The organism is Streptomyces sp. NA04227, assembly GCF_013364195.1.
Classification (GTDB): Bacteria; Actinomycetota; Actinomycetes; order Streptomycetales; family Streptomycetaceae; genus Streptomyces.
Genome location: NZ_CP054918.1, coordinates 1,913,446 through 1,938,480, shown reverse-complemented (window position 1 = coordinate 1,938,480; position 25,035 = coordinate 1,913,446). Strand labels below are relative to the sequence as shown.

The window sequence follows — 25,035 nt, the reverse complement described above, 5'->3', positions numbered from 1 at the left end:
GACGTACCCATGGGCCTTCGATCTGGGTATGTTCCTCGCCGTCAGGGCAGCCACCGAGTCCTCGAGGAGTCGAGACCCGTGTCGGAAAACAAAGAGCAGAAGTTCGTTTACGACTTCACCGAGGGCAATCGCGACCTCAAGGACCTGCTCGGCGGGAAGGGTGCGAACCTCGCCGAGATGACCAATCTTGGTCTCCCGGTGCCACCCGGGTTCACCATCACCACCGAGGCCTGCAAGGTCTACCTGGAGAGCGGCTCCGAGCCCGTCGAGCTCCGCGACGAGGTGAGTGCGCACCTCGACGCCCTCGAGAAGAAGATGGGCAAGAAGCTCGGCCAGGCGGACAACCCCCTCCTCGTGTCGGTCCGTTCGGGCGCCAAGTTCTCCATGCCCGGCATGATGGACACCGTCCTCAACATCGGCCTCTCGGACGCCTCGGTGACCGGGCTTGTCCAGCAGGCCGGTGACGAGCGCTTCGCGTGGGACTCCTACCGCCGCCTCATCCAGATGTTCGGCAAGACCGTGCTCGACGTCGACGGCGAACTCTTCGAGGAGGCCATCGACGCGGCGAAGGAAGCCAAGCAGGTCAAGACCGACATCGAGCTGGACGCGGACGACCTCAAGAAGCTGGTCGGCCAGTTCAAGCAGATCGTCGCGGACCGGGCCGGACGCGAGTTCCCGCAGGACCCGCGCGAGCAGATGGACCTCGCCATAAAGGCGGTCTTCGACTCGTGGAACACCGAGCGGGCCATCCTCTACCGCCGCCAGGAGCGCATCCCCGGCGACCTCGGCACCGCCGTCAACGTCTGCTCCATGGTCTTCGGCAACCTCGGCCCCGACTCCGGCACCGGCGTCGCCTTCACCCGTGACCCCGCCTCGGGCCACCAGGGCGTGTACGGCGACTACCTGCAGAACGCGCAGGGCGAGGACGTCGTCGCCGGTATCCGCAACACCGTGCCGCTCGCCGATCTCGAGCAGATCGACAAGAAGTCGTACGACGAGCTGATGCGGATCATGGAGACGCTCGAGACGCACTACAAGGACCTGTGCGACATCGAGTTCACCATCGAGCGCGGCACCCTGTGGATGCTCCAGACCCGCGTCGGCAAGCGCACCGCCGGTGCCGCCTTCCGGATCGCCACCCAGCTGGTGGACCAGGGCCTGATCGACGAGGCCGAGGCCCTCCAGCGGGTGAACGGCGCCCAGCTCGCGCAGCTGATGTTCCCGCGCTTCGACGACCAGGCGAAGACGGAGCTGCTCGGCCGCGGCATCGCCGCCTCGCCGGGTGCCGCGGTCGGCAAGGCCGTCTTCGACTCCTACACGGCCGTCAAGTGGTCGCGCTCCGGCGAGAAGGTCATCCTCATCCGCCGTGAGACCAACCCCGACGACCTCAACGGCATGATCGCCGCCGAGGGCATCCTGACCTCGCGCGGCGGCAAGACCTCGCACGCCGCCGTCGTCGCCCGCGGCATGGGCAAGACCTGTGTCTGCGGCGCCGAGGAGATCGAGGTCGACACCAAGCGCCGCCGTCTGACGGTGGGCGACGTGGTCGTCGAGGAGGGCGACATCGTCTCGATCGACGGCTCCACCGGCAAGGTCTACCTCGGTGAGGTACCGGTCGTACCCTCCCCGGTCGTCGAGTACTTCGAGGGCCGCATGCACGCCGGCGCCGACGACGCGGACGAGCTCGTCGGCGCCGTGCACCGGATCATGGCCTACGCGGACCGGGTGCGCCGCCTGCGGGTGCGCGCCAACGCCGACAACGCCGAGGACGCCTCGCGCGCCCGCCGCTTCGGCGCCCAGGGCATCGGCCTGTGCCGCACCGAGCACATGTTCCTCGGTGAGCGCCGTGAGCTGGTCGAGTCGCTGATCCTGGCCGACACCGACGAGGAGCGCGAGCGGGCGCTCGCCGAACTCCTGCCGCTGCAGAAGAAGGACTTCGTCGAGCTCTTCGAGGCGATGGACGGACTGCCCGTCACGGTGCGTCTGCTCGACCCGCCGCTGCACGAGTTCCTGCCCGACATCACCGAGCTGTCGGTCCGCGTCGCGCTCGCCGAGTCCCGCAAGGACGCCAACGAGAACGACCTGCGCCTGCTCCAGGCCGTGCACCGGCTGCACGAGCAGAACCCGATGCTGGGTCTGCGCGGTGTCCGCCTCGGTCTGGTCATCCCGGGCCTGTTCACCATGCAGGTACGGGCCATCGCCGAGGCCGCGGCCGAGCGCCGCGACGCCAAGGGCGACCCGCGCGCCGAGATCATGATCCCGCTGGTGGGCACCGTCCAGGAGCTGGAGCTGGTCCGCGACGAGGCCGAGCAGGTCATCGCCGAGATCGAGCAGGCCACCGGCCAGGACCTGAAGCTGGCGCTCGGCACCATGATCGAGCTGCCGCGTGCCGCCCTGACCGCGGGCCAGATCGCCGAGGCCGCCGAGTTCTTCTCCTTCGGCACCAACGACCTCACCCAGACGGTCTGGGGCTTCTCCCGGGACGACGTGGAGGCGAGCTTCTTCACCGCGTACCTGGAGAAGGGCATCTTCGGGGTCTCGCCCTTCGAGACCATCGACAAGGACGGCGTGGGCAAGCTGGTCCGCGACGCCGCCAAGGCCGGCCGCGAGACGCGTCCCGACCTGAAGCTCGGCGTCTGCGGCGAGCACGGCGGTGACCCGGAGTCGGTGCACTTCTTCCACGAGGTGGGCCTGGACTACGTCTCCTGCTCGCCGTTCCGTATCCCGGTCGCCCGCCTGGAGGCCGGTCGCGCCGCCGCCGCCTCGCAGGGCAGCGACAGCCGCTGAGCACATTCGCCACCGGAGCCGCCGCCGGTCGTACACCACCCTCACCGGCGCGGCGGCGGCCTCGGTGACTGAAGGGCGGCACCCTGTGCGGGGGTGCCGCCCTTCGCTCATGTCCGCGTTCCCTCGATGGCTTCCCCCGGCCACTTTGCACGTTCGCTCTCCTTCGCGATCGCACCGCGCTCCGGCCGTCTGCCGCGGCGCCCGCGCGCCCGCACGCCGGGCGCGCACTCCCCGGCGCCCCTCGCTCCGGCCCGGCGCGGACGCCCCGTACGACCTCAATTACCGCCCCTGAACTGGGCGTTCGCGGTTTCTCCGCGTTCCTGTGGCACCGAGTGCCCCTCTGACAGTCGAGGATCGGCCGCCGGTAGGCTGAAAAACGCACCTGCCAGGTACGCGGACATTCCCCGAGGAGCACCTCCATGACCGGCTGGACCGTGCACGACATCCCCGACCAGAGCGGCCGCACCGCCGTCGTCACCGGAGCCAACGGCGGCCTCGGACTGACCACGGCCAGGGAGCTGGCCCGCAGAGGCGCCCGTGTGGTCCTGGCCTGCCGCAGCGAGGAGCGCGGGCTCGCCGCGCGCGACGAGATCCGCGCCGTGGCGCCCGCGGCCGAAGTCGAGTTCCGGCCGCTGGATCTCGGCTCGCTGGAATCCGTCCGCGATTTCGTCACCGGCTTCGCCCGCGACCACCAGCGGCTCGACCTGCTGGTCAACAACGCGGGTGTGATGGCGCTGCCGCACACGCTGACCAAGGACGGCTTCGAGACCCAGTTCGGGGTCAACCACCTCGGCCACTTCGCCCTGACGGGCGAGCTGATGCCGCTGCTCCTCGACACCCCCGGCGCCCGCGTGATCAGCGTCTCCAGCGGACTCCACGCGCTGTCCAACATCGACATCGCCGACCTCAACAGCGAACGCGGCTACCGGCGCTGGATCGCCTACGGCCGCTCCAAGACCGCCAACCTGCTCTTCATCCACGAGCTGGCCCGCCGTCTGTCCGCCGCGGGCACCGACGTGATCGCGGCCGCCGCCCACCCGGGCTACGCCGCCACCAACCTGCAGAGCGCCGGGCCCCGGATGGAGGGCCGCAAGGGCATGGAGCGGGCGAGCGAGTTCGCCAACCGGCTCGTCGCGCAGTCCGCCGAGGACGGCGCCCTGCCGCTCCTGTTCGCCGCGACCGCGCCGGGCGTCACCCCCGACTCGTTCACCGGCCCGCGTTTCCTGATGTGGCGCGGCGCCCCGGCCCGCTCCTGGCGCGCCCCGTGGACCCTCAACGACGCGGCGGGCGAACGCCTGTGGGAGGCCTCGGAGCAGCTGACCGGGGTGCGCTACACCTCGCTCAAGGTCTGAGCGCGGCCGCTGCCCCGGGGGGGCGTGATGTTCCGCATTGCGTCACGCCGGGCGGGCTTCTAGCGTCGGCGCCATGAGTGAGCAGGAGCCGAAGTCGAAGCCCGCGGGGCCCAGGCCCCTCACCGCCGCCGTGTCGGACGACGCCCTGCGCACCGGCACCGGGCGCGGCTGGACGGACTGGTTCGCCGTCCTCGACGACTGGGACGCCACCGAGCGCAGTCATGTCGAGATCGCCCGCCACCTCCGCGAGCGGCACGGGGTCGGCGGCTGGTACGCGCAGACCGTCACCGTGGGATACGAGCAGGAGCGCGGCCTGCGGGCGGTGGGCCAGGGCCGGGACGGCTCGTGGTCGGCCAGTGTCAGCAAGACGATCGAGGCCTCGGCGGCCCGGGTCATCGAGGCCTTCGCCGACGCGGGCATCCGCCGCGCCTGGCTGCCCGAGGACGGCTTCACCGTACGCACCCACCGCCCCGCGACGTCGGTGACCGCCGACTTCGCGGACGTTTTCGGCGGCGTGAGCCGGATCGACGTACGCCTCACCGTGGTCAACGCCGACAAGACCCGCCTGGGCGTCGGCCACACCAAGCTGCCGGACGCCGCGGCGGTGGCCACGTACAAGGAGTTCTGGCGGGAACGGCTGACGGGGCTGAAGGCACTGCTGGAGCAGTGACCGTTCAGCCCCGTCGGGCACTACGGCGGGTCCGAGGCCCCGTAGGGCTCGGTCGGCTGGGACCTCAAGGGCTCAGTCGTCGTCCCCGTCCTCATCGTCGTCGTCGCAGTCGTCGTCATCGTCCGAGCTGTGCCGGTGCTTGCCGCCCTTGCCCTTGGCGGCCTTGGCGTCGGTGAGGTGGTTCTGGGCCACGGCCACCGAGGTGGTCCCCGCCGCCTCGTCGCATTCGTCGTCTTCGTTGCCGCAGGCGGTGGTGGTGCCGAGCGCGGCGAGGGACAGGCACAGCGTCACGGCGGCGGTGCGCAGGCGGGTCTTCACTGGGGACTCCATGATCACGAGGGTCACGAGGGGCGGTCGGCGCAGCGGCAAGGGGTTTCAACGGAGTATCAACCCTTGTGTCCCGCACGCCGGTTGAGGACATCGGGCGGACTTGCTGTCCGCATCCTGAAGTCGGGACGCCGCGTTGTGGTGGCCGGTTGCGATCCGCACTGTGACGCTTTCGTGCAGGTGCGCGAAGCGCGGCGCGGTGGGGGGCACCGGGCCCGGCGAACCGGGCCCGGCGGGCGGACTCAGGCGCGGAACGGCCCGGTCACCTCGTAGGTGATGCCACCGGAGGAGCTGCCGGTGGTGCCGCGCTGGCTGGAGAAGTACAGGCGCTTGCCGTCGGGGGAGAAGGCCGGGCCGGTGACCTCGGAGGAGGACTGGCCGGTGATGCGCAGGAACGGCGCCACCACGTCGTCGGGCGTGATGATGCAGATCTCCATGTTGCCGCCGTCCTCGGCGACGAACAGGTCACCGGAGGAGGCGCCGGTGACGTTGTCCACGCCGGTCAGCGGGGCGCCGCCGCCGCTCACCAGCGAGTCGTCGTAGGCGAGTTCGTAGGTGTTGTTGGAGAGGTTGAGCTGCCACAGGCGGTTGTCGCCCTTGGTGGTGAACCAGACGGTGTCGTTGGCGTAGTGGCAGCCCTCGCCGCCGCTGAAGCGCTTGGCACCGGAGACCTGGCTGCGGGTCGTGGTCGGGGAGCCGTCCGGGTCCGGGACGTTGGCCCAGGTGAAGGAACCGGAGGTGGCCGTACCGGCCTTGAGGACCTGGAGGGTGCCCGCGGACAGGTTGCCCCAGGTGTTCGGGATGAAGCGGTACAGGCAGCCGTCGCTCTCGTCCTCGGTGAGGTAGACGACCTTGCGGACCGGGTCGGCCGCGGCGGCCTCGTGCTTGAAGCGGCCCATGGCGTCGCGGCGGACGGCGGCGTTGACGCCCTTCGGGTCGGTCTCGAAGACGTAGCCGCCGCTGACCTCCTCACAGGACAGCCAGGTGTTCCACGGGGTGCTGCCGCCCGCGCAGTTGTTCCGGGTGTTGGACAGGATGCGGCGGGCTCCGGTGATCTGGCCGGAGGAGTTGAAGGTGATCGAACCCGCGCCTCCCGGCGTGGTCTCCGAGTTGGAGACGTAGATCCAGCCGGAGCCGTCGGCGAAACAGGCGCCGCCGTCCGGGGCCGGGTGCCAGGTGTAGCCGGTGCTGCCGACCTGCTGGCCGGAGCGGGCGACGATACGGCTGGTGAAGCCGCTGGGCAGCATGATGCCGTTGGCGTCGGCGGCCTGCAGCGCCCCGTAGGGGCCGGGGCCCTTCTGCGCGGGGGCGGCGTAGGCGGCGCCGCGCATCAGGGAGCCGCCGAATACGGCTGCGCCGGCGCCGATCACGGTGCCACGAAGGAGGGCTCTACGGTCCACGGTCACGGTCTCTCCATGGGTCGTCACGCCTCGCACCCGGTCGGACGCGAGGTGGTGCGCGCCGCACAGTAGGAGGGCTGGCTTGACGCGCTCCCAACATCCGGTGAAGCGGAGGGAGTTGATCCGGGGCGCCTGGGGTGCGTGTCGTGTGCAGGCGCAGTTGCACAGGTCAGGGGGCCGGAGAGGCATCGCGGAGACGCGCTGCCGAGGGGGTGGGGCCGGAACGGCCGAAGGGCCGGGGAGGCGTGGTGCCTCCCCGGCCCTCGTGGCGGTCCGCGTACCGCCGTACGGCTTCTCGGGTCAGAGCATCCGCACCCGGTGCACCGGAACCCGGACCGTCTCCTCGTCCAGGCAGCGGCCGTCGATCAGGTCGAAGCGCTGCTTGAGCAGGGGCGAGGCCACGTACGGGCGGCCGTCGGCGGAGCCGAGCAGGCCCCGGGAGAGCACGGCGGCGCCGGTGAACGGGTCGCGGTTGTCGATGGCGTGCACACGGCCGCCGCTGTCCAGGAACAGGGCCACCTGCCTGCCGTCCGGCAGCAGGGCGGCGACGCCGCGGCCGGGCAGCAGCCGGTCGAGGCCGCAGACGGTGATCCACTGAGCGGATTCCGCTCCGGCCTCCTCGGTCTTGAGCTGGACCATGGTGGTCGCGGGAGCGACGGGGGCGAGGGTCATGCGGACGCACTTCCTTCCAGGGTCGGGGCCCCTCCCGCCGCGGCGAGATCGAAGTTCTCGGGGCGGGTGCCGAGCGTGAGCAGCGGCAGGTCGGGCTTGATCTGGTCGCGCTCGGCCACGAACTGCACCAGCGGGTCCGGGGTGTCGGGCGCGTTGACGAAGGAGACGAACCGGGCCAGGCGCTCCGGGTCGTTCAGGGTTTCGGCCCACTCGTCGCGGTAGTGCGCGACGTGCTCGGCCATCAGGGACTCCAGCTGGTCACAGATCCCGAGGGAGTCGTGCACCACCACGTCCTTGACGTGGTCCAGGCCGCCCTCGATGCGCTCCAGCCACGCGGCGGTGCGCTCCAGCGGTTCGGCGGTGCGGATGTAGAACATCAGGAACCGGTCGATCAGGCGCACCAGTTCGGCATCCGAGAGGTCCTGTCCGAGCAGGTCGGCGTGGCGCGGGGTGGCGCCGCCGTTGCCGCCCACGTACAGGTTCCAGCCGTTGGCGGTGGCGATGACGCCGAAGTCCTTGGACTGGGCCTCGGCGCACTCGCGCTGGCAGCCGGAGACCGCCGACTTCAGCTTGTGCGGGGAGCGCAGACCCCGGTAGCGCAGCTCCAGGTCGATGGCCATCCGTACCGAGTCCTGGACGCCGTAGCGGCACCAGGTCGAGCCGACGCAGGACTTCACGGTGCGCAGCGACTTGCCGTACGCGTGCCCGGACTCGAAACCGGCGTCGACCAACCGGCCCCAGATCTGCGGGAGTTGTTCCACCCGGGCGCCGAACAGGTCGATCCGCTGGCCGCCGGTGATCTTGGTGTAGAGGCCGTAGTCGCGGGCGACCTCGCCGATCACGATCAGCTTCTCGGGGGTGATCTCGCCGCCGGGGATCCGGGGCACGATCGAGTACGAGCCGTTCTTCTGCAGGTTCGCCAGGAAGTGGTCGTTGGTGTCCTGGAGGGCGGCCTGCTCACCGTCCAGGACGTAGCCGCTGGCGCCGAGGGCCGGGGCGAGCGAGGCGATGATCGAGGCGACGGCGGGCTTGCAGATCTCGCAGCCCTCGCCGCCCCGGGCCTCCTCGCGGCCGTGGTTGTCGAGCAGTTCGCGGTACGAGGTGATGTGCAGCGCGAGCACGATCTCGTACAGCTCCTGGCGGGTCTGGGCGAAGTCGCGGCACAGGCCCTTGTCGACCTCGATGCCGCCCGCCTCCAGTTCGGCGGTGACCAGCTGGCCGAGCACCTTCACACAACTGCCGCAGCCGGTACCGGCCTTGGTGCACTTCTTGACCTCCGGCACCGTGGTGCAGGAGTGCTCGGTGACCGCGCCGCGGATCGTGCCCTTGGTGACGTTGTGGCAGGAACAGATCACCGCGGAATCCGGCAGCGCGGTCGGTCCGAGCTGGACCGGCGCGCCCGAGCCCGCGGGCAGCACGAGCTGCTCGGGGTCGATGGGCGGTACCGATCCGGTCAGGGGGCGCAGCGTCCCGTACTGCTCGGCGTCGCCGACCAGGATGCCGCCGAGGAGGGTGCCGTCCGAGGCGAGGACGAGCTTCTTGTACACGCCCGCACGGGAGTTGGCGTAGACGACCTCCAGGCAGCCCTCGGCGGAGCCGTGCGCGTCGCCGAAGGAGGCCACGTCCACGCCGAGCAGCTTGAGCTTGGTGGAGGTGTCGGCGCCGGTGAACCCGGCCGCCGCGTCGTCCGCGGCGATGGCGGCGGCGACCGTCTCGGCCATCTCGTAGCCGGGTGCGACCAGGCCGTAGACCCGGCCGTCGACGGCGAGCGCGCACTCGCCGATGGCGAAGACGTGCGGGTCCTTGGTGCGGCACTGCTCGTCCACCGCGATGCCGCCGCGCTCGCCGACCGGCAGACCGCACTCGCGGGCGAGCTGGTCGCGGGGGCGCACACCGGCGGAGAACACCACGAGATCGGCGTCGAGTTCGCCGCCGTCGGACAGCTTCATGCCGCGCACCCGGCCGTCCTCGTGGGTGAGGATCTCCTGGGTGCCGACGCCGGTGTGGACGGACAGGCCCATCTCCTCGATGGTGCGCAGCAGCGCCGCGCCGCCGCCGTCGTCGACCTGTACCGGCATCAGGCGGGGCGCGAACTCCACGATGTGCGAGGTCAGTCCGAGCCCCTTGAGCGCGCCCGCGGCCTCCAGGCCGAGCAGCCCGCCGCCGACCACGGCGCCGGTGGTGGCGTGCGACTTCGCGTACTCCTCGATCTCCAGGAGGTCCTCGATGGTCCGGTACACGAAGCAGCCGGTGGCGTCCTTGCCGGGCACCGGCGGGACGAACGGGTACGAGCCGGTGGCGAGCACGAGCACGTCGTAGTCGAGGCTGAGACCGGACCGCGCGACCACGGTGCGGGCCTCGCGGTCGATGCTCACGGCCGGGTCGCCGAGGTGGAGTTCGATGCCGTACTTGGCCATGAACCCGTCCTCGACCATGGACAGGTCCTCGGGCGTGCGGCCGCTGAAGTAGGAGGTGAGCTGCACCCGGTCGTAGGCGGCCCGCGGCTCCTCGCAGAGGACCACCACCCGGTGGCTCTCGGTCAGGCCGCGCTCGGCGAGCGCCTCCAGGAACCGCTGGCCGACCATTCCGTGGCCCACGAGCACCAGTGTGGGCTGCGTCGTCTTCGCAGTGTTCGCCGGCATGTCAGGAACCTCCGTCATGGGTGAGCAGGTGGAGCAGTGGAGCGTCCGTCTCGTCCGGGAGCGGCTCTTGGCCCTCCCACAGGCGCGCCAGTGCGCCGACGGTGGTGAGTTCGCCGAGCAGTACGCCCCCGACGAGCTGGTCGCCACGGACGACGACCTTGCGGTAGGTGCCGCGGGTGGCGTCGCGCAGCTGCACGACGTCGTCGCCGGGCAGCGGTTCGGTCTCGCCGAAGACCGCGAGGTCCAGCGGGCCCGGGCCGTCCGAGGCCAGGGTGAGGCGGGTCAGCGCCCGGGTGCCGCGATAGCGCACCGGAGCGTCCCCCTCGGCCAGCGACCCGGCGAGGGCCTCGGCCTGTTCCAGCGCGGGCGCGGCGAGTCCGTACACCCGGCCCTCGTGTTCCGCGCAGTCGCCGATCGCCCGGATGTGCGGGTCGCTGGTGCGCAGCGCGGCATCGACCACGATGCCCACACGGACGTCGAGTCCGGCGCCCGCCGCCAGGCCGATACGGGGCCGCGCCCCGCAGGCCAGGACCAGCAGATCGGTGTCCAGGCGGTAGCCGTCGGCCAGCTCGATCCGGGTGACCGCGCCCTGGTCGGTGCCGATGCCGCGTACCCGGCACTCGGTGTGCACCTCGACGCCCAGGTCGGTCAGATGCCGGTGCACCAGGCCGGAGGCGACCGGGTCGAGCTGGCGTTCCATCAGCCGCTCGGACTGCTGGACGAGGACGACCGAAGCGTCCCGGCGGGCCAGGGCACGAGCCGCCGAGACGCCGAGCAATCCGCCACCGACGATCACCGTCCGCAGCCCGGGACGGACCGCTGAGGACAGGGCCAGACAGTCGTCCATGGTGCGGAAGGCGTGCACACCCGCCGGGAGCGCGAACGCTCCGGGGGTGAGCAGACCGCGCAGTGGCGGAAGTACGGGGTTGGCACCGGTGGCGAGAACGAGGGTGTCGTACGCGACGGCGGTGCCGTCCGCGCAGTGCACCGTCCGCGCCGCCCGGTCGATACGTTCGACACGGGCTCGCAGGTACCGTCCGGTGGGCGTGGGAAGCGCCACCACCTCGGGCGCGAGCCGCCCGGCGAGCACCTCGGCGAGCAGCACCCTGTTGTACGGCGGGTGCTCCTCCTCGCCGATCAGCGTCACCTCGACGGACGGGCCGCCGAGTTCGCCGAGCCGGTGGGCGAACCGGGCACCCGCGAGCCCGGCGCCGATCACCACCACACGCATTTTCGAGGTCATGCCGAGAAGATTGCGCCGCCGGTGTTACCCGGTGACATCTCTCCTGTTTCCCGTGCGGAACGCTGCGCTCAGCACGGCGACCCACCCGCTGTGAGGCCCCACGACCCCGGTGAACTGGGCTTTCCCCGCCCCCGGAGGTGACACGGGCCACACGCGGACGGCCCGAATCGGAGCCCGGAGGCGGTCTTGGTGACGCGCGACGGCGGAACGTCCCCGAAACATTCGGCCACGTGTCACGGAAACATCGGGGCGAGCGTCCCGGATACGAGGGGACGGCGAGGGCCGGAGGAAGAAGGAGGGGGCGGGCCGTACTTCCCCCGGGTGCGCGGGCACGCGGCCGTCGTCAGCGCACCGTCGTCAGTCCCCGGCGGCCTCAGTGCGAGCCGGTGCTCCTGCTCCCGGTGAGGTGCGCGAAGACCACGACGTTCCCGCGGTAGCCCGTGTGTTTCGACCAGCCGCCGCCGCAGGTGATCAGCCGGAGCTCCGGCCTGCGGGCGGGCCCGTACACCTTCTCGTCGGGGAAGTCGCGGCCCGTGTACAACTCGACGGCGTCCACGGCGAACAGGGCCGCACCGCCGTCCGCCCGGTCCACCTCGACCCGGTCACCGCGCCGCAGCGCGCCGAGCCGGTAGAAGGCGGCGGGTCCATGCGCGGTGTCCACATGCCCGGCCACCAGGGCCGTGCCCCGCTCGCCGGGGCTGACGCCGCCCCGGTACCAGCCCGCCAGATTGGCGCGGCCGGGCGGCGGTACGTCGAGTCCGCCCCGCGCGTTCAGGCCGAGGCCGGTGAGCGGGGCGTCCACCCGGATCGCGGGCACCCGGATCCGTCGCGGGGCCGAGGGTGCGAGCGGGGCCGCGGCAGCCCGCGCACCGTCGCGAGTGCCGGTGTCGCTGCCGCCGTCCCCGGTGGCCACGGCCGCCTGCGCGGCGCCCGGCTGCGGCGGGCCCGGCCGCTGCGTACCGCTGTACACGAGCCAGCCGCCGCACCCCAGGGCGAGCGCACTGACCAGGGCTATGCAGGTGTCGCTGATTCTGCGCACGGGGTCCTCGGAAGGTGGGGAGTCGGTTTCCTGGAGGTGAAGGGAGTGGGAGGGAGGGGTGGGCCCGGTCAGAACCCGTCGCCCCTCGCCTTGCGGTGCAGGAGCCAGGTGCCGCCCGCCGCCGCGACGGCCAGCGCCGCCACCCCGGCCCCGGTCCGCAGCGGATCGGGGCCGAGCGCGCCGCCGACCCCGGTGTGGACCGGCCCGCGCGGGGACACCTGCCGCCCCGCACCGGCCAGTGTGAGCACCAGATCCCCGCTCGCCACGCCGCCGCCGGGGCAGTTCGCGCGGATCTCGTACGTACCCGGCTGCGCGGAGACCGGCACCCGGAACTGGCCGATCACCTCGCTCTCGTGCGCGCTCGGGGCGAGGGTGAAGGCCTCGGCCCCGACGGTGCTCGCGTCCCCGTGCGCGGTGCCGTCGGCGGCGCAGGCGGCGGTGTTCACGGTGACGGTGGCCCCCGGCTCGGCGCTCGCCGGGTAGACCCGCAGCGCGGGACCGTCGGCGGCGAGGGCATCGGCGGCCGCCGGGCCGACCGCGGCGAGCGCAAGGGCGACGGGTGCCAGCATGCGGACTGTGCGCATGGTGTGTGCTCCTCCGAGCGGGCCCGACCGGCGGCACGGTGCTGTGCCACTGCGTCGGTCGCGCCCCGCGCTACGAGGAAACCGGCGCCACCCCGGCCACGCCTCCTGAGCCGCCGTCACCAGCCCCCGCGCCACTGGCCTTCTGACACGGTGAAGGATTCGTTCTGGCTGGTCATCAGGTTGCGGTCGCGAGTGTCCCGCGAGCGGGGACCCGGGCGGGGCCGGGCCTGTGAACGGGTGATCCAGTACTCCGTCCGGAAGGGCGAAGGGTGATGAATCAGCACCTTCCGGACTCCCGAAAATTGGCGCTTGACCTCAAGTTAGATTGAGGTGCCAAGGTGAGGGCCATGAACAACACCGTTGCCCCAGAGGCCACTCTGTCCACCGACGTCACCACCGACCCGGCTGCCGCCGCGGCCCCCGATTCCGCCACCCCGGCGCCCGTACGCGTGGCGCTCGTGCTCGGCAGCGACCGGGAGGGCCGGTTCGGCCCGACTCTCGCCGCCTGGCTGCTGGACCGGATGGACGAACGGACCGATGTCCAGGTCGAGTTGATCGATGTCGCCGATGCCAAGCTGCCCACCGTGCTCGGTTCCCCCACGCCCGAGGTGAGCCGGTCGCTGTCCCGCGTCACGCCCAGGCTGTCCGGCGCGGACGCCTTCCTCGTCCTCACGCCCGAGTACAACCACTCCTACCCGGCCGGCCTGAAGGGCCTGATCGACCGGCACTTCCAGGAATGGCAGGCCAAGCCGGTCGGCTTCGTCTCCTACGGCGGGATCAGCGGCGGGCTGCGCGCCGTCGAGCATCTGCGGCAGGTCTTCGCGGAACTGCACGCCGTGACCGTCCGGGACACCGTCTCCTTCCACCACGTCCACGGCCAGTTCGACCAGGACGGCAACCACCTCGACCCACAGGCCCCCGAGGCCGCGCTGAACCGGATGCTCGACCAGCTCGTGTGGTGGGCCCTGGCCCTGCGGGAGGCCAAGAAGGTGCGGCCGTACGGGAGTTGAGCACAGGGAGGGTCGGGCGGGCCGAGGGGCCGGGTGGGCCGATACCCGCCCGGCTGCGGCCCCGTCAGGGGTACGCCGTGCCATGCTCCTGTGCGGACGACCTTGTACAGCCGATCTCGTACGGATCTCGTACAGCCGATCTCGTACGGGATCCCGTACGGCGGATCGTGTACAGCCGACCTCCCGAAGGGAACCGCCCATGACCACGGCCGACGAGCCCACGCCCACGCCCGTGCGGGCGAGCGCCGACGAGGCCACCGGGAACGCCCGGCCGCACGCACCGGCGGGACCGGGCGCCTGGCTGACCGTGCTCACCACCACCGACGCCGCGGAGAAGGCCGGGCTGCTCGCCGACGGCGCGGTGGAGCACCGGCTCGCCGCCTGCGCCCAGATCAACGGCCCCGTCACCTCGGTCTACCACTGGGATGGTGTCCTGGAGCGCAGTGCCGAGTGGCAGGTGCTCTTCAAGACCAGCCGGGACCGGTACCCCGCCCTGGAATCCTGGCTGACCGAGGCACACGACTACGACAACCCGGAGATCATCGCCACCCCGGTGGTCCACGGCAGCGCCGCCTACCTGGACTGGGTCACCCGCGAGACCAGGCCCTGACCGTGTCCGGACCACCGCCGCCCGTGCCGAAACCGACGCCGCCCGAGCCCGAACCGCCCCTGCCCTTCTTCGTCTACGGAACCCTGCGCCCCGGCGAGCGCAACCACGACGCCCACTTCCGCGGCAGACTGGCCGCCGCGGAACCGGCCCTGCTCGGCGGCGCGGTGCTCTACGAGGGCCCGGGCTACCCCTGCCTCGTGGAGACCGGCGACGACCGGCGGGTCCACGGCGAACTCCTCACCCCGCTGCCCGCCCACTACGCCGCGGTACTGCGCGACCTCGACGTACTGGAGCACTGCGTACCCGGCGACCCGGGCAACCTCTACGACCGCGTCCCGCGCGAGACCCTGCGCCCCGACGGCAGCCGGGTCCGCGCCTGGGTGTACGTCATCGCCGAGCGGCTCGCCGGGCCACTGCGCAGCGGGGGCACCCTCGTCGCGGAGGGGGACTGGCGGGGCCGGGGGAGGACTTCGGACACTCCGTGACGGGCTGACGGGCGGGCCCGCGCTCTGGTCCGATGTGTCAACACTCCGCAGTCCCGCACGACTTCGGGGACCCCGGTGACTTCCGGGATCGCGTACGTACGGTCTGCCCGACCACCGGCGCGGCGACGCGGTACTCCCGCCCGTCCCGCTGTGACGGGCGCTGTACCGGGAAACCCGGTCCCTCTAGGTTGGCCGTATGGGACTCTTCGACAAGTTGACCGGAACCCGGCGCCCCGAGGACGGAGTCGCCCCGGCCCCGGCCGAGGACGTGCGGACCGCCCTGCTCGCCCTCAACGGGCCCGACGTCCCGTACGTCATCCGTGACGGTGCCGCGGAGAACGTCGACTTGGTGGCGGAATGGCGGACGGCGGAGCCCGCCTGGCAGACCCTGTTCCTCGAGTCCCGGCTCTCGCACGCCCTCCGGATCCGGATGCGTCTGGCCGCGGAGGGCCATGAGGTACGCGCCCTTGAGGAGCACTGGGAGGTCAACCACGTCGGGAACCCGCCGAGACTCGCGATCTCCTCGAAGTACGAACGCGGGCCGGGCAGGACGGTCACCGTCCAGTGGACGATCCAGCGCGAGGACAGCGGCGGCCTCGGAGTGACGGAGACCTTCCGTTTCGACAGCGGGGAACTGCGTCACCTGCTCCGCGAGGCCGCGCTCGCGTCGGGCTGGACCTGGCGCGGAGTGGTCTTCGGCAAGCCGTGACGTGAGCTACGACGCTGCTCGCCCACCCCGCCTCCTGCCCAACTCGCCCTAGGAACCGCCCCGTTCCAGCCGGACCGCGCACACCTTGAACTCGGGCATCCGCGAGGTCGGGTCCAGCGCCGGGTTGGTGACCGTGTTGGCGCGGCCCGCGCCCGGCCAGTGGAAGGGCATGAAGACCGTGTCCTGCCGGATGTCGGTGGTGACCCGGGCGGGCGCCTGGGCCCGGCCGCGCCGGGAGACCACGGCGACCTCGTCGCCCTCGCGCACGCCGAGCCGTTCGGCGAGCCGGGGATGCAGCTGTACGAAGGCTCCCGGCGCCGCCGCGTTCAGTTCGCCGATCCGCCGGGTCTGCGCGCCCGACTGGTACTGCGCGAGCACCCGCCCCGTGGTCAGGTACAGCGGGTACTCCTCGTCGGGCTCCTCGGCGACCGGCCGGTGCGAGACGGCCACGAAGCGGGCCCGCCCGTCCTCGGTGGCGAACCGGTCCAGGAAGAGTCGCGGCGTGCCCGGGTGGTGCGCACCCGCCCCGGCCCCCCGCGCCGGGGCGCGCACGTCGGTGGCGGTGGGCGCATCGGTGACGGGCACTTCGGTGGCGGGCACATCGGCGGTGGGCGCGCCCCTGCCGTCCGTCCCGGCCTGCTCCGTACCCTCTGCACCTTCTGCGGCCTCTGCCCCCGGGCCGTCCTCCTCGCCCGCCGGGCAGGGCCAGTACACGCCCTGCTCCTCGATCAGGCGGCGGTAGGAGATGCCGGAGTAGTCGGCGGGGCCGCCCGCGCTGGCGCGGCGGAGTTCCTCGAAGACCTCCTCGGCGTCGGTCGAGAAGCCCTTGTCCACGCCGAGCCGGGCGGCGAGTTCGGCGAGTACGTACAGATCGCTGTGCACCCCGGGCGGCGGCTCGACGGCCTGCCGCCGCAGGAGCACCCTGCCCTCCAGGTTGGTGATCGTGCCGGTCTCCTCGGCCCACTGGGTCACCGGCAGCACCACATCGGCGAGTTCGGCGGTCTCGGAGAGCACCACATCGGCGACGGCGAGGAAGTCGAGCGCGCGCAGGCGTTCCTCGATGTGCCCGGCGCGCGGTGCCGAGACCACCGGGTTCGAGCCCATGAGCAGCAGCGAGCGGATGTCGTCGCCGAGGGCTTCGAGGAGTTCGTAGGCGCTGCGTCCGGGGCCCGGCAGGCTGTCCGGGTCGACGTCCCAGACCTGTGCCACATGGCGGCGCGCGTCGGGATCGGTGAGCTTGCGGTAGCCCGGCAACTGGTCGGCCTTCTGGCCGTGTTCGCGTCCGCCCTGGCCGTTGCCCTGACCGGTCAGACAGCCGTACCCGGCCAGCGGCCGCCCCGCGTTGCCGGTGGCCAGACACAGGTTGATCCACGCGCCGACGGTGTCGGTGCCCTTGGACTGCTGCTCGGGGCCGCGGGCGGTGAGCACCATCGCGTTCTCCGCGTCGCAGAACATCGCCACCGCCTCGCGCAGCGTCGGCACCGGAACGCCGGTGATCCGCTCCACGTACTCCGGCCAGTGCGCCATCGCCCCGGCCCGCGCCTCGGACCAGCCGTCGGTGCGCTCCGCGATGAAGTCCTCGTCGGTGCGGCCCTCGGTCACCACCAGGTGCAGCAGTCCGAGCGCGAGCGCCAGATCGGTGCCGGGCCTCGGGGCCAGGTGCAGGTCGGCCTGCTGTGCGGTGCGGGTGCGCCGCGGGTCCACGACGATCAGTTTTCCGCCGTTCTCCTTGAGCTCGGTGAGGTACCGCAGCGCGGGCGGCATGGTCTCGGCGAGGTTGGAGCCGACGAGGATCACACAGCCGGTTCGGGACACGTCCGCGAGCGGGAAGGGCAGCCCGCGGTCCAGGCCGAAGGCCTTCTGATGCGCGGCCGCGGCCGAGGACATGCAGAACCGGCCGTTGTAGTCGATCTGCGAGGTGCCGAGGACGACCCGCGCGAACTTGCCGAGCGTGTACGCCTTCTCGTTGGTGAGACCGCCGCCGCCGAACACTCCGCAGGCGTCGGCGCCGTGCGAGGCGCGGGTGCGCGAGAGCCCCTCCGCGATCCGGTCCAGGGCGACCTCCCAGCTCGCCGGGACCAGCGCACCCGACTGGGCGTCCCGGACCAGCGGCTCGGTCAGCCGCAGCCCGGAGGACAGCAGCTCGGGCGCCGTCTGCCCCTTGCCGCACAGCGCGCCCTTGTTCACCGGGAACTCGGTCCGCTCCACCACCCGCACCCCGCCCGGACCCGCGCTCAGCCCCATGCCGCATTGCAGCGCGCAGTACGGGCAGTGGGTCGGCGTGGCCTGGGCGGTGCCGGAGTCAGGGGCCGGGGCAGTCGTGGAGTGCATGCGGCCAGCATGCGTCGCCGGTGTTACACCCCCCGGCCCGCCCTGTTACGCGCCAGGTAATCCAGCCTCTCGGCGGACACCGGGTGACCGTGAGGTGCCGCTCGCACCGCCCTCACCACGGCAAACGCCGGTATACGACGTCCGCCACAGCTCGCTCACCGTCCCGGCTCGCCGCCGGGCTCCAGCGCCAGGGCCACCCCGTCCTCCCGGGGCCCGAGGAAGCGGGGCTCGGGCCGGAACACCGCCTCCAGGGCCGCCTTGCTCGCGGCGAGGACCTCGCGGCCCGCGCCGTAGTACCAGGTCGCGTCGTGCCGGTCCGGCACGCCCACGCCGTAGGCCGTCATCCCCGCCGACTCGCACAGGGCGACGGCCCTGCGTATGTGGAAGGCCTGACTGATCAGCACGGCCCGGTCCACTCCGAAGATCCGGTGCGCGCGGACACAGGAGTCCCAGGTGTCGAACCCGGCGTAGTCGCTCACGATCCGCCCGTCCGGGACCCCGCCGCGGACCAGATGGGCGCGCATGGCGCTCGGTTCGTCGTAGGAGGTACGGCTGTTGTCGCCGGTGACCAGGACCACTTTGACCCGGCCCGCGTGGTAGAGCCGGGCGGCGGTGTCGAGGCGGCGGGCCAGATACGGGGAGGGCTTGCCGTCCCACAGTCCGGCGCCGAAGACGACCGCGACATCGGTGCGCGGCACGTCCGCAGTTGAACGCAGCCGGTCCCCGGTGGTGACACAGCCACGCAGGCGGAAGCAGCAGCAGGACACACAGCCCCATCACGCTCTGCAGCAGCCGCCGCTGCCCGGTCCGTGTACGCGGCAGCCCCGGCCGCCACGATCCACCCCGCCACCTCGGCGTACACCACCGCGCCGGAGCGGCCGTATGCTCAGGTGCGTCCTTGTGCACCGGAGTGCCACGACCACCGTCCGTACCCGCTCCGGCCCGCCCGCGAGCGAACCGGAATCCGCTGCCCGGGCCACCGCCCCACCTGCTCCGTCCCACCCGACACCCCCGTGTGCACAGGCCCTCTGGACCCGCCGCCCCGACCCGGTCCAAGCTTGTTGCCCACCGTAGACGGGGCCACTGACAACGCCGTCCCGCCGACGGTGAGCAGGCGGGAAAGCAGTCGTCATCATCAGGCAACGGGGCGGCAATCCGACCCGGTGAGGATCGGTTCATGACGGCGTCGAATCCATTCGGTGACAATCGGGCCGCCCGCGAGGGCGAGGCCCCCAGGGCCTGTCCGGAAGCCGTCGACCCGCCGCCGTTCGGTGGCGCGGACCTCGACAGTACGGCGCAGCTCATGACCCGTATCGGCAGTCAGCTCGGCAGTCAGCTCAGTGGTGTCCTGCGCGACGGGCGCCGCCGGAACTCGCGGCCCGCCCTCATCCTGGTCGCCCACGGCAGCCGGGACCCGCGCGCCCTGGCCACCGTCCACGCGCTGCGGGAACGGGTCCGCGAGCACCGCCCGGGCCTCGACGTACGGCTCGGTCACATAGAACTCAACGCCCCGCTGCTGACCGACACCCTCGCCGAACTGGAGCACGGCCCCGCCGTCCTGGTACCGCTGCTGCTCGGCCGCGGCTACCACATCAAGCAGGACATCCCGTCGGTCACCGCGGGCGCGGGCCCCCTGGACACCCGGGTCGCCCCGCCGCTCGGCCCGCACCGTCTGCTCGTCGACGCGCTGCACGCCCGGCTGGTGGAGGCGGGCTGGCCGACCCGGATGACCGCGGCCGACCGCCGCTCGGCCGGGATCGTGCTGGCCGCGGCCGGATCCCGCGACCCCGACTCCGCACGTGACACCCAGCAGACCGCGGCCCGGCTCGCCGACCGGCTCGGAGTCCCCGTACTGCCCGGCTACGCCACCAGCGAGCCCTCGGTGCCCGCCGCCGTCCGGGCCCTCCAGGAGCGCGGCCGCCACCGGATCGCGGTGGCCTCGTACTTCACCGCGCCCGGCCGCTTCTCGGGCCAGTGCGCCGAGGCCTCGCCCTGGATCGCCGCCGAACCGCTGGGCGCCCACCCGGCCCTGGCCGAACTCGTACTGCGCCGCTACGAGCACGCGCTGGCGCTGAACCACCTCGCCGCCCCGCGCCAACTCGCCACCGCCTGAACCGCGTACACCGGCCGCCGGGCCGGACCCCGCACCCGCCCGCCCTCCACCGGTCCGGCCCAGGCTTCCCCCACACACCCCGTTCGTCACCCACTGCCCGTACTGTCGGTGCATGACAGGCACCACGCCGGACCCGGACGACCACCCCTACCCAGCGGCGCACTACGGCCCCGCCGACGTGGAGCGCTGGGCGGCCGAGCCCGACAAACGGCCGGGGCGTACCGCCTTCCAGCGCGACCGGGCCCGTGTCCTGCACTCCTCGGCGCTGCGCAGGCTCGCCGGGAAGACCCAGGTCGTCACGCCCGGAACGGTCTCGCCCGCCTGGGACCCGAGCCCGCGCACCCGGCTCACCCACTCCCTGGAGTGCGCCCAGGTCGGCCGTGAACTCGGTGCCGCGCTGGGCTGCGACCCGGACCTGGTGGAGACCGCCTGCCTCTCGCACGACCTCGGTCACCCGCCGTTCGGTCACAACGGCGAGCAGGCGCTCAACGAAGTGGCCGCCGACTGCGGCGGGTTCGAGGGCAACGCGCAGTCGCTGCGCCTGCTCACCCGTATCGAGCCGAAGCACTTCACCGAGGCGGCCCGCCTCCCGCCCGGCGCCGGGGCGCACGAGGACGAGCCGCCGGGCCTGTTCAGCGTCGGCCTCAACCTCACCCGTGCCGCCCTGGACGCCGCCACCAAGTACCCCTGGCCGCGCGGCGGTCACCCCACCGACGCGGCCTCGCCGAAGTTCGGCGTGTACGAGGACGACCGCCCCGTCTTCGACTGGATCCGTCAGGGCGCCCCGCACCACCGCACCTGCTTCGAAGCGCAGGTCATGGACTGGTCGGACGATGTCGCCTACTCCGTGCACGATGTCGAGGACGGCCTGCACGCCGGGCACATCGACCCCCGGGTCCTGTACGCCGAACCCGAGCGGCGGGACCTGTGCGGGGTGGCGATCGGCCGCTACGTACCCGCCGACACCGACCCCGCCGAACTCGACGCGGCCCTCGACCGGCTGCTCGAACAGGAGTGGTGGCCGCACGGCTATGACGGCACCGCGCTCGCCCAGGGCCGTCTCAAGGACGCCACCAGCCAGCTCATCGGCCGCTTCTGCCTGGCCGCCGAGTCCGCCACCCGGGCCCGCTTCGGCCCCGGCTCCGCCGCCCGGCCGCTCGCCCGCTACGGCGCCGAACTCGTGGTCCCGCGCGAGACCCGGATGGAGTGCGCGGTCCTCAAGGCCGTCGCCGACCGCTATGTGATGCAGCGCGCCGACCAGGAGCGACTCCGCGCCGACCAGCGGATCGTGGTCGCGGAACTGGCCGAGGCCCTCACCGCCCGCGCACCCCACGGCCTGGACCCGCAGTTCCGCGCCCTGTTCGACACCGCCCCCGACGACCGGGCCCGCAAGCGCGTCGTCATCGACCAGATCGCCTCCCTCACCGACGCCAGCGCACGCTCCCTGCACGCACGCCTCACCGAGCGCCCGTGACAACCGACGGCCCGCCCCACATCCGGCACCAGCCCTGACAGCCGTCCGACACCCGCCCCGGCATCCGCGCCTACGCCCGAAGTGGCCGCCCCGTGCGGGTGCGTACCGGTAAGGCAAATGGCCTGATCGGGCCACTCCCTCTTCCCGCCCGGGTCCCGGTGAGTCAGGCTCGGAGATGGCCGTTCGGTGATGAGGAGGCTTCAAGTGGTGGACGCGGATCAGACGTATCTCGTCGTCGGAGGGGGTCTGGCGGGAGCCAAGGCCGCCGAGACCCTGCGGACGGAGGGATTCAAGGGCCGCGTCATCCTGGTCGGCGACGAACGCGACCACCCCTACGAGCGCCCGCCGCTGTCCAAGGGCTATCTGCTCGGCAAGGACGACCGCGACAGCACCTTCGTGCACGACCTGCACTGGTACGCGCAGCACGACATCGAACTGCACCTCGGCCAGACCGTCGTGGCGATCGACCGCGCCGCGCACACCGTCCGCTTCGGCGACGGCACGCTGATCCGCTACGACAAGCTGCTGCTCGCCACCGGTGCCGAGCCGCGCCGCCTCGACATCCCCGGTACCGGTCTGGCGGGCGTGCACCACCTGCGCAGGCTCGCGCACGCGGAGCGGCTGCGCGGCGTGCTCGCCGCCCTCGGCCGGGACAACGGCCATCTGGTGATCGCGGGCGCGGGCTGGATCGGACTCGAAGTGGCCGCCGCCGCCCGCCACTACGGCGCCGAGGTCACCGTCGTCGAACCCGAGCCCACCCCGCTGCACTCGGTGCTCGGCCCCGAACTCGGCCAGGTCTTCGCCGACCTGCACGCCGAGCACGGCGTCCGGTTCCACTTCGGCGCCCGGCTGACCGAGATCGTCGGCAAGGACGGGATGGTGCTCGCCGCCCGGACCGACGACGGCGAGGAGCACCCCGCGCACGACGTCCTCGCCGCGATCGGCGCCGCCCCGCGCGTCTCGCTCGCCGAGGCGGCCGGGCTCGACCTCGCCGACCGCGCGCACGGCGGCGGCATCGCGGTCGACGCCTCGCTGCGCACCTCGGACCCCGACATCCACGCCGCGGGCGACGTCGCCTCGCTCGCGCACCCGCTGTACGGCACCCGGCTGCGGGTGGAGCACTGGGCCAACGCCCTCAACGGCGGACCGGCCGCCGCCCGCGCCATGCTCGGCCAGGAGGTCAGCTACGACCGGGTCCCGTACTTCTTCTCCGACCAGTACGACCTGGGCATGGAGTACTCGGGCTGGGCGCCGCCCGGCAGTTACGACCAGGTGGTGCTGCGCGGTGACGCGGCCCGCCGGGAGTTCATCGCGTTCTGGCTGTCCGAGGGGCGGGTCCTGGCCGGGATGAACGTCAACGTGTGGGACGTCACGGACACCGTCCAGCAGCTCATCCGCTCGCGGCACCAGGTGGACGTCCAGGCCTTGGCCGACCCCGGTACCTCGCTGGAGTCGCTGCTGCCCTGACCTTGGGACCTTGGGGCGTACGGTCCCCTGACGGCCGGAGCTGTCGGCGGGGGACCGTAGAATCCAGGGGTGGCTGGGAGGATCAACGACGAGGACGTGAAGGCGGTCCGGGACGCTGTCCCGATCGACGCCGTGGTGTCCGAGTACCTTCAGCTCCGCAACGCGGGCGGCGGCAACCTCAAGGGGCTGTGCCCCTTCCACGACGAGAAGTCGCCCTCCTTCCAGGTCTCCCCTAGCAAGGGCCTGTTCCACTGCTTCGGCTGCCAGGAGGGCGGCGACGTCCTCACCTTCGTGATGAAGGTGGACCACCTCTCCTTCTCCGAGTCCGTCGAACGCCTCGCCGCCGGCGCCGGGATCACCCTGCGCTACGAGGAGGGCGGCTACAACCCGGGCCACCAGCGCGGCGAGCGCATCCGCCTGGTCGAGGCGCACAAGCTGGCCGCGCAGTTCTACACCGAGCAGCTCGACACCTCCGCGGAGGCCGAGACCGGCCGCCTCTTCCTCGCCGAACGCGGCTTCGACCAGGCCGCCGCCGCCCACTTCGGCGTCGGCTACAGCCCGCAGGGCTTCGAGAACCTGGTCCGTTTCCTGCGCGGCAAGGGGTTCAGCGACAAGGAAATGCTCCTGTCCGGCCTCGCGCAGGAGGGCCGCCGCGGCCCCATGGACCGCTTCCGGGGCCGCCTGATGTGGCCCATCCGCGACATCGGCGGGGACGTCGTGGGCTTCGGCGCACGCAAGCTGTACGAGAGCGACAACGGTCCCAAATACCTCAACACCCCCGATACGGCGATCTATCGGAAATCGCAGGTCCTGTACGGGATCGACCTCGCCAAGAAGGAGATCGCGAAGGCCAGCCGCGCGGTCGTGGTCGAGGGCTACACCGACGTGATGGCCTGCCACCTCGCCGGGGTGCCCACCGCGATCGCCACCTGCGGCACCGCCTTCGGCGGCGACCACATCAAGATCCTGCGCCGCCTGCTGATGGACAACGGCTCGGCCCGGGTCATCTTCACCTTCGACGGCGACGCGGCCGGACAGAAGGCCGCACTGCGCGCCTTCGAGGACGACCAGAAGTTCGCCGCCGAGACCTACATCGCCATCGCGCCCGACGGCATGGACCCCTGCGAACTGCGCCTGGCCAAGGGCGAGGACGCGGTGCGCGACCTGGTCCAGCCGCGTACCCCGCTCTTCGAGTTCGCGTTGCGGCAGATCGTGCGGCGCTACGACCTGGACACCCCCGGGGGCCGCGCCGCCGCCCTCGACGAGGCGGGCCCGGTCGTCGCCCGTATCAAGAACACCGGCGCCCAGCACGAGGTGGCCGTCCAGCTCGCGGGCATGCTCGGCATCCTGGACACCCAGTTCGTGGTCAAGCGGATCGCCCAACTCGCCCGCTGGGCACGGGACAAGGGCGGCCGCCCGCCGAACGGCCCCGCGGCCGGGCGGCCGGGCGGTCCGCAGTACGCCGCGCCCGCGGTCCCCTCGGGGCCCGCGCTCAACCTTCGCAGCCCCGCCCACCGCACCGAACGCGAGCTGCTCAAACTCGCCCTCCAGCGGCCCGAGTTGGTCTCACCCGCGTTCGACGCCTACGGGGCGGACGAGTTCACCGCGCCCCCGTACGCCGCCGTGCGGATCGCCATCGAGGAGGCCGGGGGAGCGGAGGCCGGTACGCAGGACGGCCCGGACTACCTGGCGCGGGTGCGCGAGGCCGCCCCGGACGACACGATCCGCGCCATGGTCACCGAGCTCGCGGTGGAACAGATCCTGCGCAAGACCGTCGACGAGCTCTACGCCGGGATACAGCTCGTCCATGTCCGGCTGCGCGCCGTGGACCGCCGTATCGGCGACATCCAGAGCACCCTCGCCCGGCTCAGCAGCGGCGGTGACCCCGCCCAACTCGCCGCCGTACAGAACGAGTTGTGGGTCATGCAGCAGTACGCCCAGGCGCTCAGGGAACGCGGCGCCGACGCGCTCTGAGGCGCGCCACGCGACGCTCGGCGGCCGGTTTCCCCCACTCCTGGGGCCGAAAACTTCGCACGTATGAGCGCGCTGTCACGGGACGGATTCAAAAAGTCACCGCACGCCCCTCGTGGCGGATATGTGTCGTACCCCACACTGGGGGG

General features: G+C 72.3%; 19 protein-coding genes and 1 pseudogene. 11 read left to right on the top strand and 9 right to left on the bottom strand.

Annotation, left to right across the window (positions count from 1 at the left end; all coding sequences use genetic code 11):
* Positions 1-78 precede the first annotated feature (78 nt).
* From ppdK to HUT18_RS08070, 3 genes are all read left to right on the top strand, one after another.
* Positions 79-2,787 (top strand): pyruvate, phosphate dikinase, encoded by a 2,709-nt coding sequence (gene ppdK, locus HUT18_RS08080; RefSeq protein WP_176099107.1) that lies wholly within the window; start codon positions 79-81, stop codon positions 2,785-2,787.
* A gap of 419 nt (positions 2,788-3,206) precedes the next feature.
* Positions 3,207-4,139: an oxidoreductase gene (locus HUT18_RS08075; protein WP_176099105.1), complete on the top strand. Its 933-nt coding sequence runs from the start codon at positions 3,207-3,209 to the stop codon at positions 4,137-4,139.
* Positions 4,140-4,212: 73 nt separating this feature from the next.
* Positions 4,213-4,809 carry a hypothetical protein gene (locus HUT18_RS08070; RefSeq protein ID WP_176099103.1) on the top strand — a complete coding sequence of 199 codons (597 nt, stop codon included), beginning with the start codon at positions 4,213-4,215 and terminating at the stop codon, positions 4,807-4,809.
* 72 nt (positions 4,810-4,881) lie between these two features.
* Here HUT18_RS08070 and HUT18_RS08065 read toward each other — a convergent pair whose 3' ends face one another.
* The 7 genes from HUT18_RS08065 to HUT18_RS08035 all read right to left on the bottom strand — a co-directional run bounded on the left by HUT18_RS08065 (position 4,882) and on the right by HUT18_RS08035 (position 12,716).
* Positions 4,882-5,139 carry a hypothetical protein gene (locus HUT18_RS08065; RefSeq protein WP_176099102.1) on the bottom strand — a complete coding sequence of 86 codons (258 nt, stop codon included), beginning with the start codon at positions 5,137-5,139 and terminating at the stop codon, positions 4,882-4,884.
* Between the two features lie 239 nt (positions 5,140-5,378).
* The gene (locus tag HUT18_RS08060) at positions 5,379-6,536 is read right to left on the bottom strand and encodes an alkaline phosphatase PhoX (RefSeq protein WP_176104361.1); all 1,158 of its coding nucleotides are present in this window, start codon (positions 6,534-6,536) and stop codon (positions 5,379-5,381) included.
* A 300-nt stretch (positions 6,537-6,836) separates the two neighbouring features.
* Positions 6,837-7,175, bottom strand: coding sequence for a nitrite reductase small subunit NirD (gene nirD / locus HUT18_RS08055; protein ID WP_254878947.1), 339 nt, complete (start codon positions 7,173-7,175; stop codon positions 6,837-6,839).
* A 29-nt stretch (positions 7,176-7,204) separates the two neighbouring features.
* Positions 7,205-9,850, bottom strand: coding sequence for a nitrite reductase large subunit NirB (nirB, locus tag HUT18_RS08050; protein ID WP_176099098.1), 2,646 nt, complete (start codon positions 9,848-9,850; stop codon positions 7,205-7,207).
* 1 nt (position 9,851) lies between these two features.
* Positions 9,852-11,093 carry an NAD(P)/FAD-dependent oxidoreductase gene (locus HUT18_RS08045; protein ID WP_176099096.1) on the bottom strand — a complete coding sequence of 414 codons (1,242 nt, stop codon included), beginning with the start codon at positions 11,091-11,093 and terminating at the stop codon, positions 9,852-9,854.
* Positions 11,094-11,466: 373 nt separating this feature from the next.
* Positions 11,467-12,132 carry a class F sortase gene (locus HUT18_RS08040; RefSeq protein ID WP_176099094.1) on the bottom strand — a complete coding sequence of 222 codons (666 nt, stop codon included), beginning with the start codon at positions 12,130-12,132 and terminating at the stop codon, positions 11,467-11,469.
* Positions 12,133-12,200: 68 nt separating this feature from the next.
* A complete protein-coding gene (locus HUT18_RS08035; RefSeq protein ID WP_176099092.1) occupies positions 12,201-12,716 on the bottom strand; it encodes a hypothetical protein in 516 nt (171 codons plus the stop codon).
* A gap of 347 nt (positions 12,717-13,063) precedes the next feature.
* Here HUT18_RS08035 and HUT18_RS08030 point away from each other — a divergent pair, with 347 nt between their 5' ends.
* From HUT18_RS08030 to HUT18_RS08015, 4 genes are all read left to right on the top strand, one after another.
* Positions 13,064-13,726: an NADPH-dependent FMN reductase gene (locus HUT18_RS08030; protein ID WP_176099090.1), complete on the top strand. Its 663-nt coding sequence runs from the start codon at positions 13,064-13,066 to the stop codon at positions 13,724-13,726.
* A 199-nt stretch (positions 13,727-13,925) separates the two neighbouring features.
* Positions 13,926-14,336, top strand: coding sequence for a divalent-cation tolerance protein CutA (cutA, locus tag HUT18_RS34150; RefSeq protein WP_176099088.1), 411 nt, complete (start codon positions 13,926-13,928; stop codon positions 14,334-14,336).
* A gap of 23 nt (positions 14,337-14,359) precedes the next feature.
* Entirely contained in the window at positions 14,360-14,821 is a 462-nt protein-coding gene (locus HUT18_RS08020; protein WP_176099086.1) for a gamma-glutamylcyclotransferase family protein, read from the top strand.
* A gap of 196 nt (positions 14,822-15,017) precedes the next feature.
* Entirely contained in the window at positions 15,018-15,530 is a 513-nt protein-coding gene (locus HUT18_RS08015; RefSeq protein ID WP_176099084.1) for a hypothetical protein, read from the top strand.
* A gap of 48 nt (positions 15,531-15,578) precedes the next feature.
* On the opposite strand, the gene HUT18_RS08010 is transcribed toward HUT18_RS08015, so the two are convergent.
* Together HUT18_RS08010 and HUT18_RS08005 are read right to left on the bottom strand one after the other, a co-directional pair.
* Positions 15,579-17,861, bottom strand: coding sequence for a molybdopterin oxidoreductase family protein (locus tag HUT18_RS08010; RefSeq protein WP_176099082.1), 2,283 nt, complete (start codon positions 17,859-17,861; stop codon positions 15,579-15,581).
* A 155-nt stretch (positions 17,862-18,016) separates the two neighbouring features.
* Positions 18,017-18,638: pseudogene (locus tag HUT18_RS08005) on the bottom strand (vancomycin high temperature exclusion protein).
* Between the two features lie 526 nt (positions 18,639-19,164).
* Between HUT18_RS08005 and HUT18_RS08000 the strand changes: the two are divergent.
* The 4 genes from HUT18_RS08000 to dnaG all read left to right on the top strand — a co-directional run bounded on the left by HUT18_RS08000 (position 19,165) and on the right by dnaG (position 24,889).
* Positions 19,165-19,974 (top strand): sirohydrochlorin chelatase, encoded by an 810-nt coding sequence (locus HUT18_RS08000; RefSeq protein ID WP_176104360.1) that lies wholly within the window; start codon positions 19,165-19,167, stop codon positions 19,972-19,974.
* 112 nt (positions 19,975-20,086) lie between these two features.
* The gene (locus HUT18_RS07995; RefSeq protein WP_176099080.1) at positions 20,087-21,448 is read left to right on the top strand and encodes a deoxyguanosinetriphosphate triphosphohydrolase; all 1,362 of its coding nucleotides are present in this window, start codon (positions 20,087-20,089) and stop codon (positions 21,446-21,448) included.
* Positions 21,449-21,652: 204 nt separating this feature from the next.
* Entirely contained in the window at positions 21,653-22,915 is a 1,263-nt protein-coding gene (locus HUT18_RS07990) for an NAD(P)/FAD-dependent oxidoreductase (protein ID WP_176099078.1), read from the top strand.
* A 69-nt stretch (positions 22,916-22,984) separates the two neighbouring features.
* The gene (gene dnaG / locus HUT18_RS07985; RefSeq protein ID WP_176099076.1) at positions 22,985-24,889 is read left to right on the top strand and encodes a DNA primase; all 1,905 of its coding nucleotides are present in this window, start codon (positions 22,985-22,987) and stop codon (positions 24,887-24,889) included.
* The last annotated feature ends 146 nt before the right edge of the window (positions 24,890-25,035 follow it).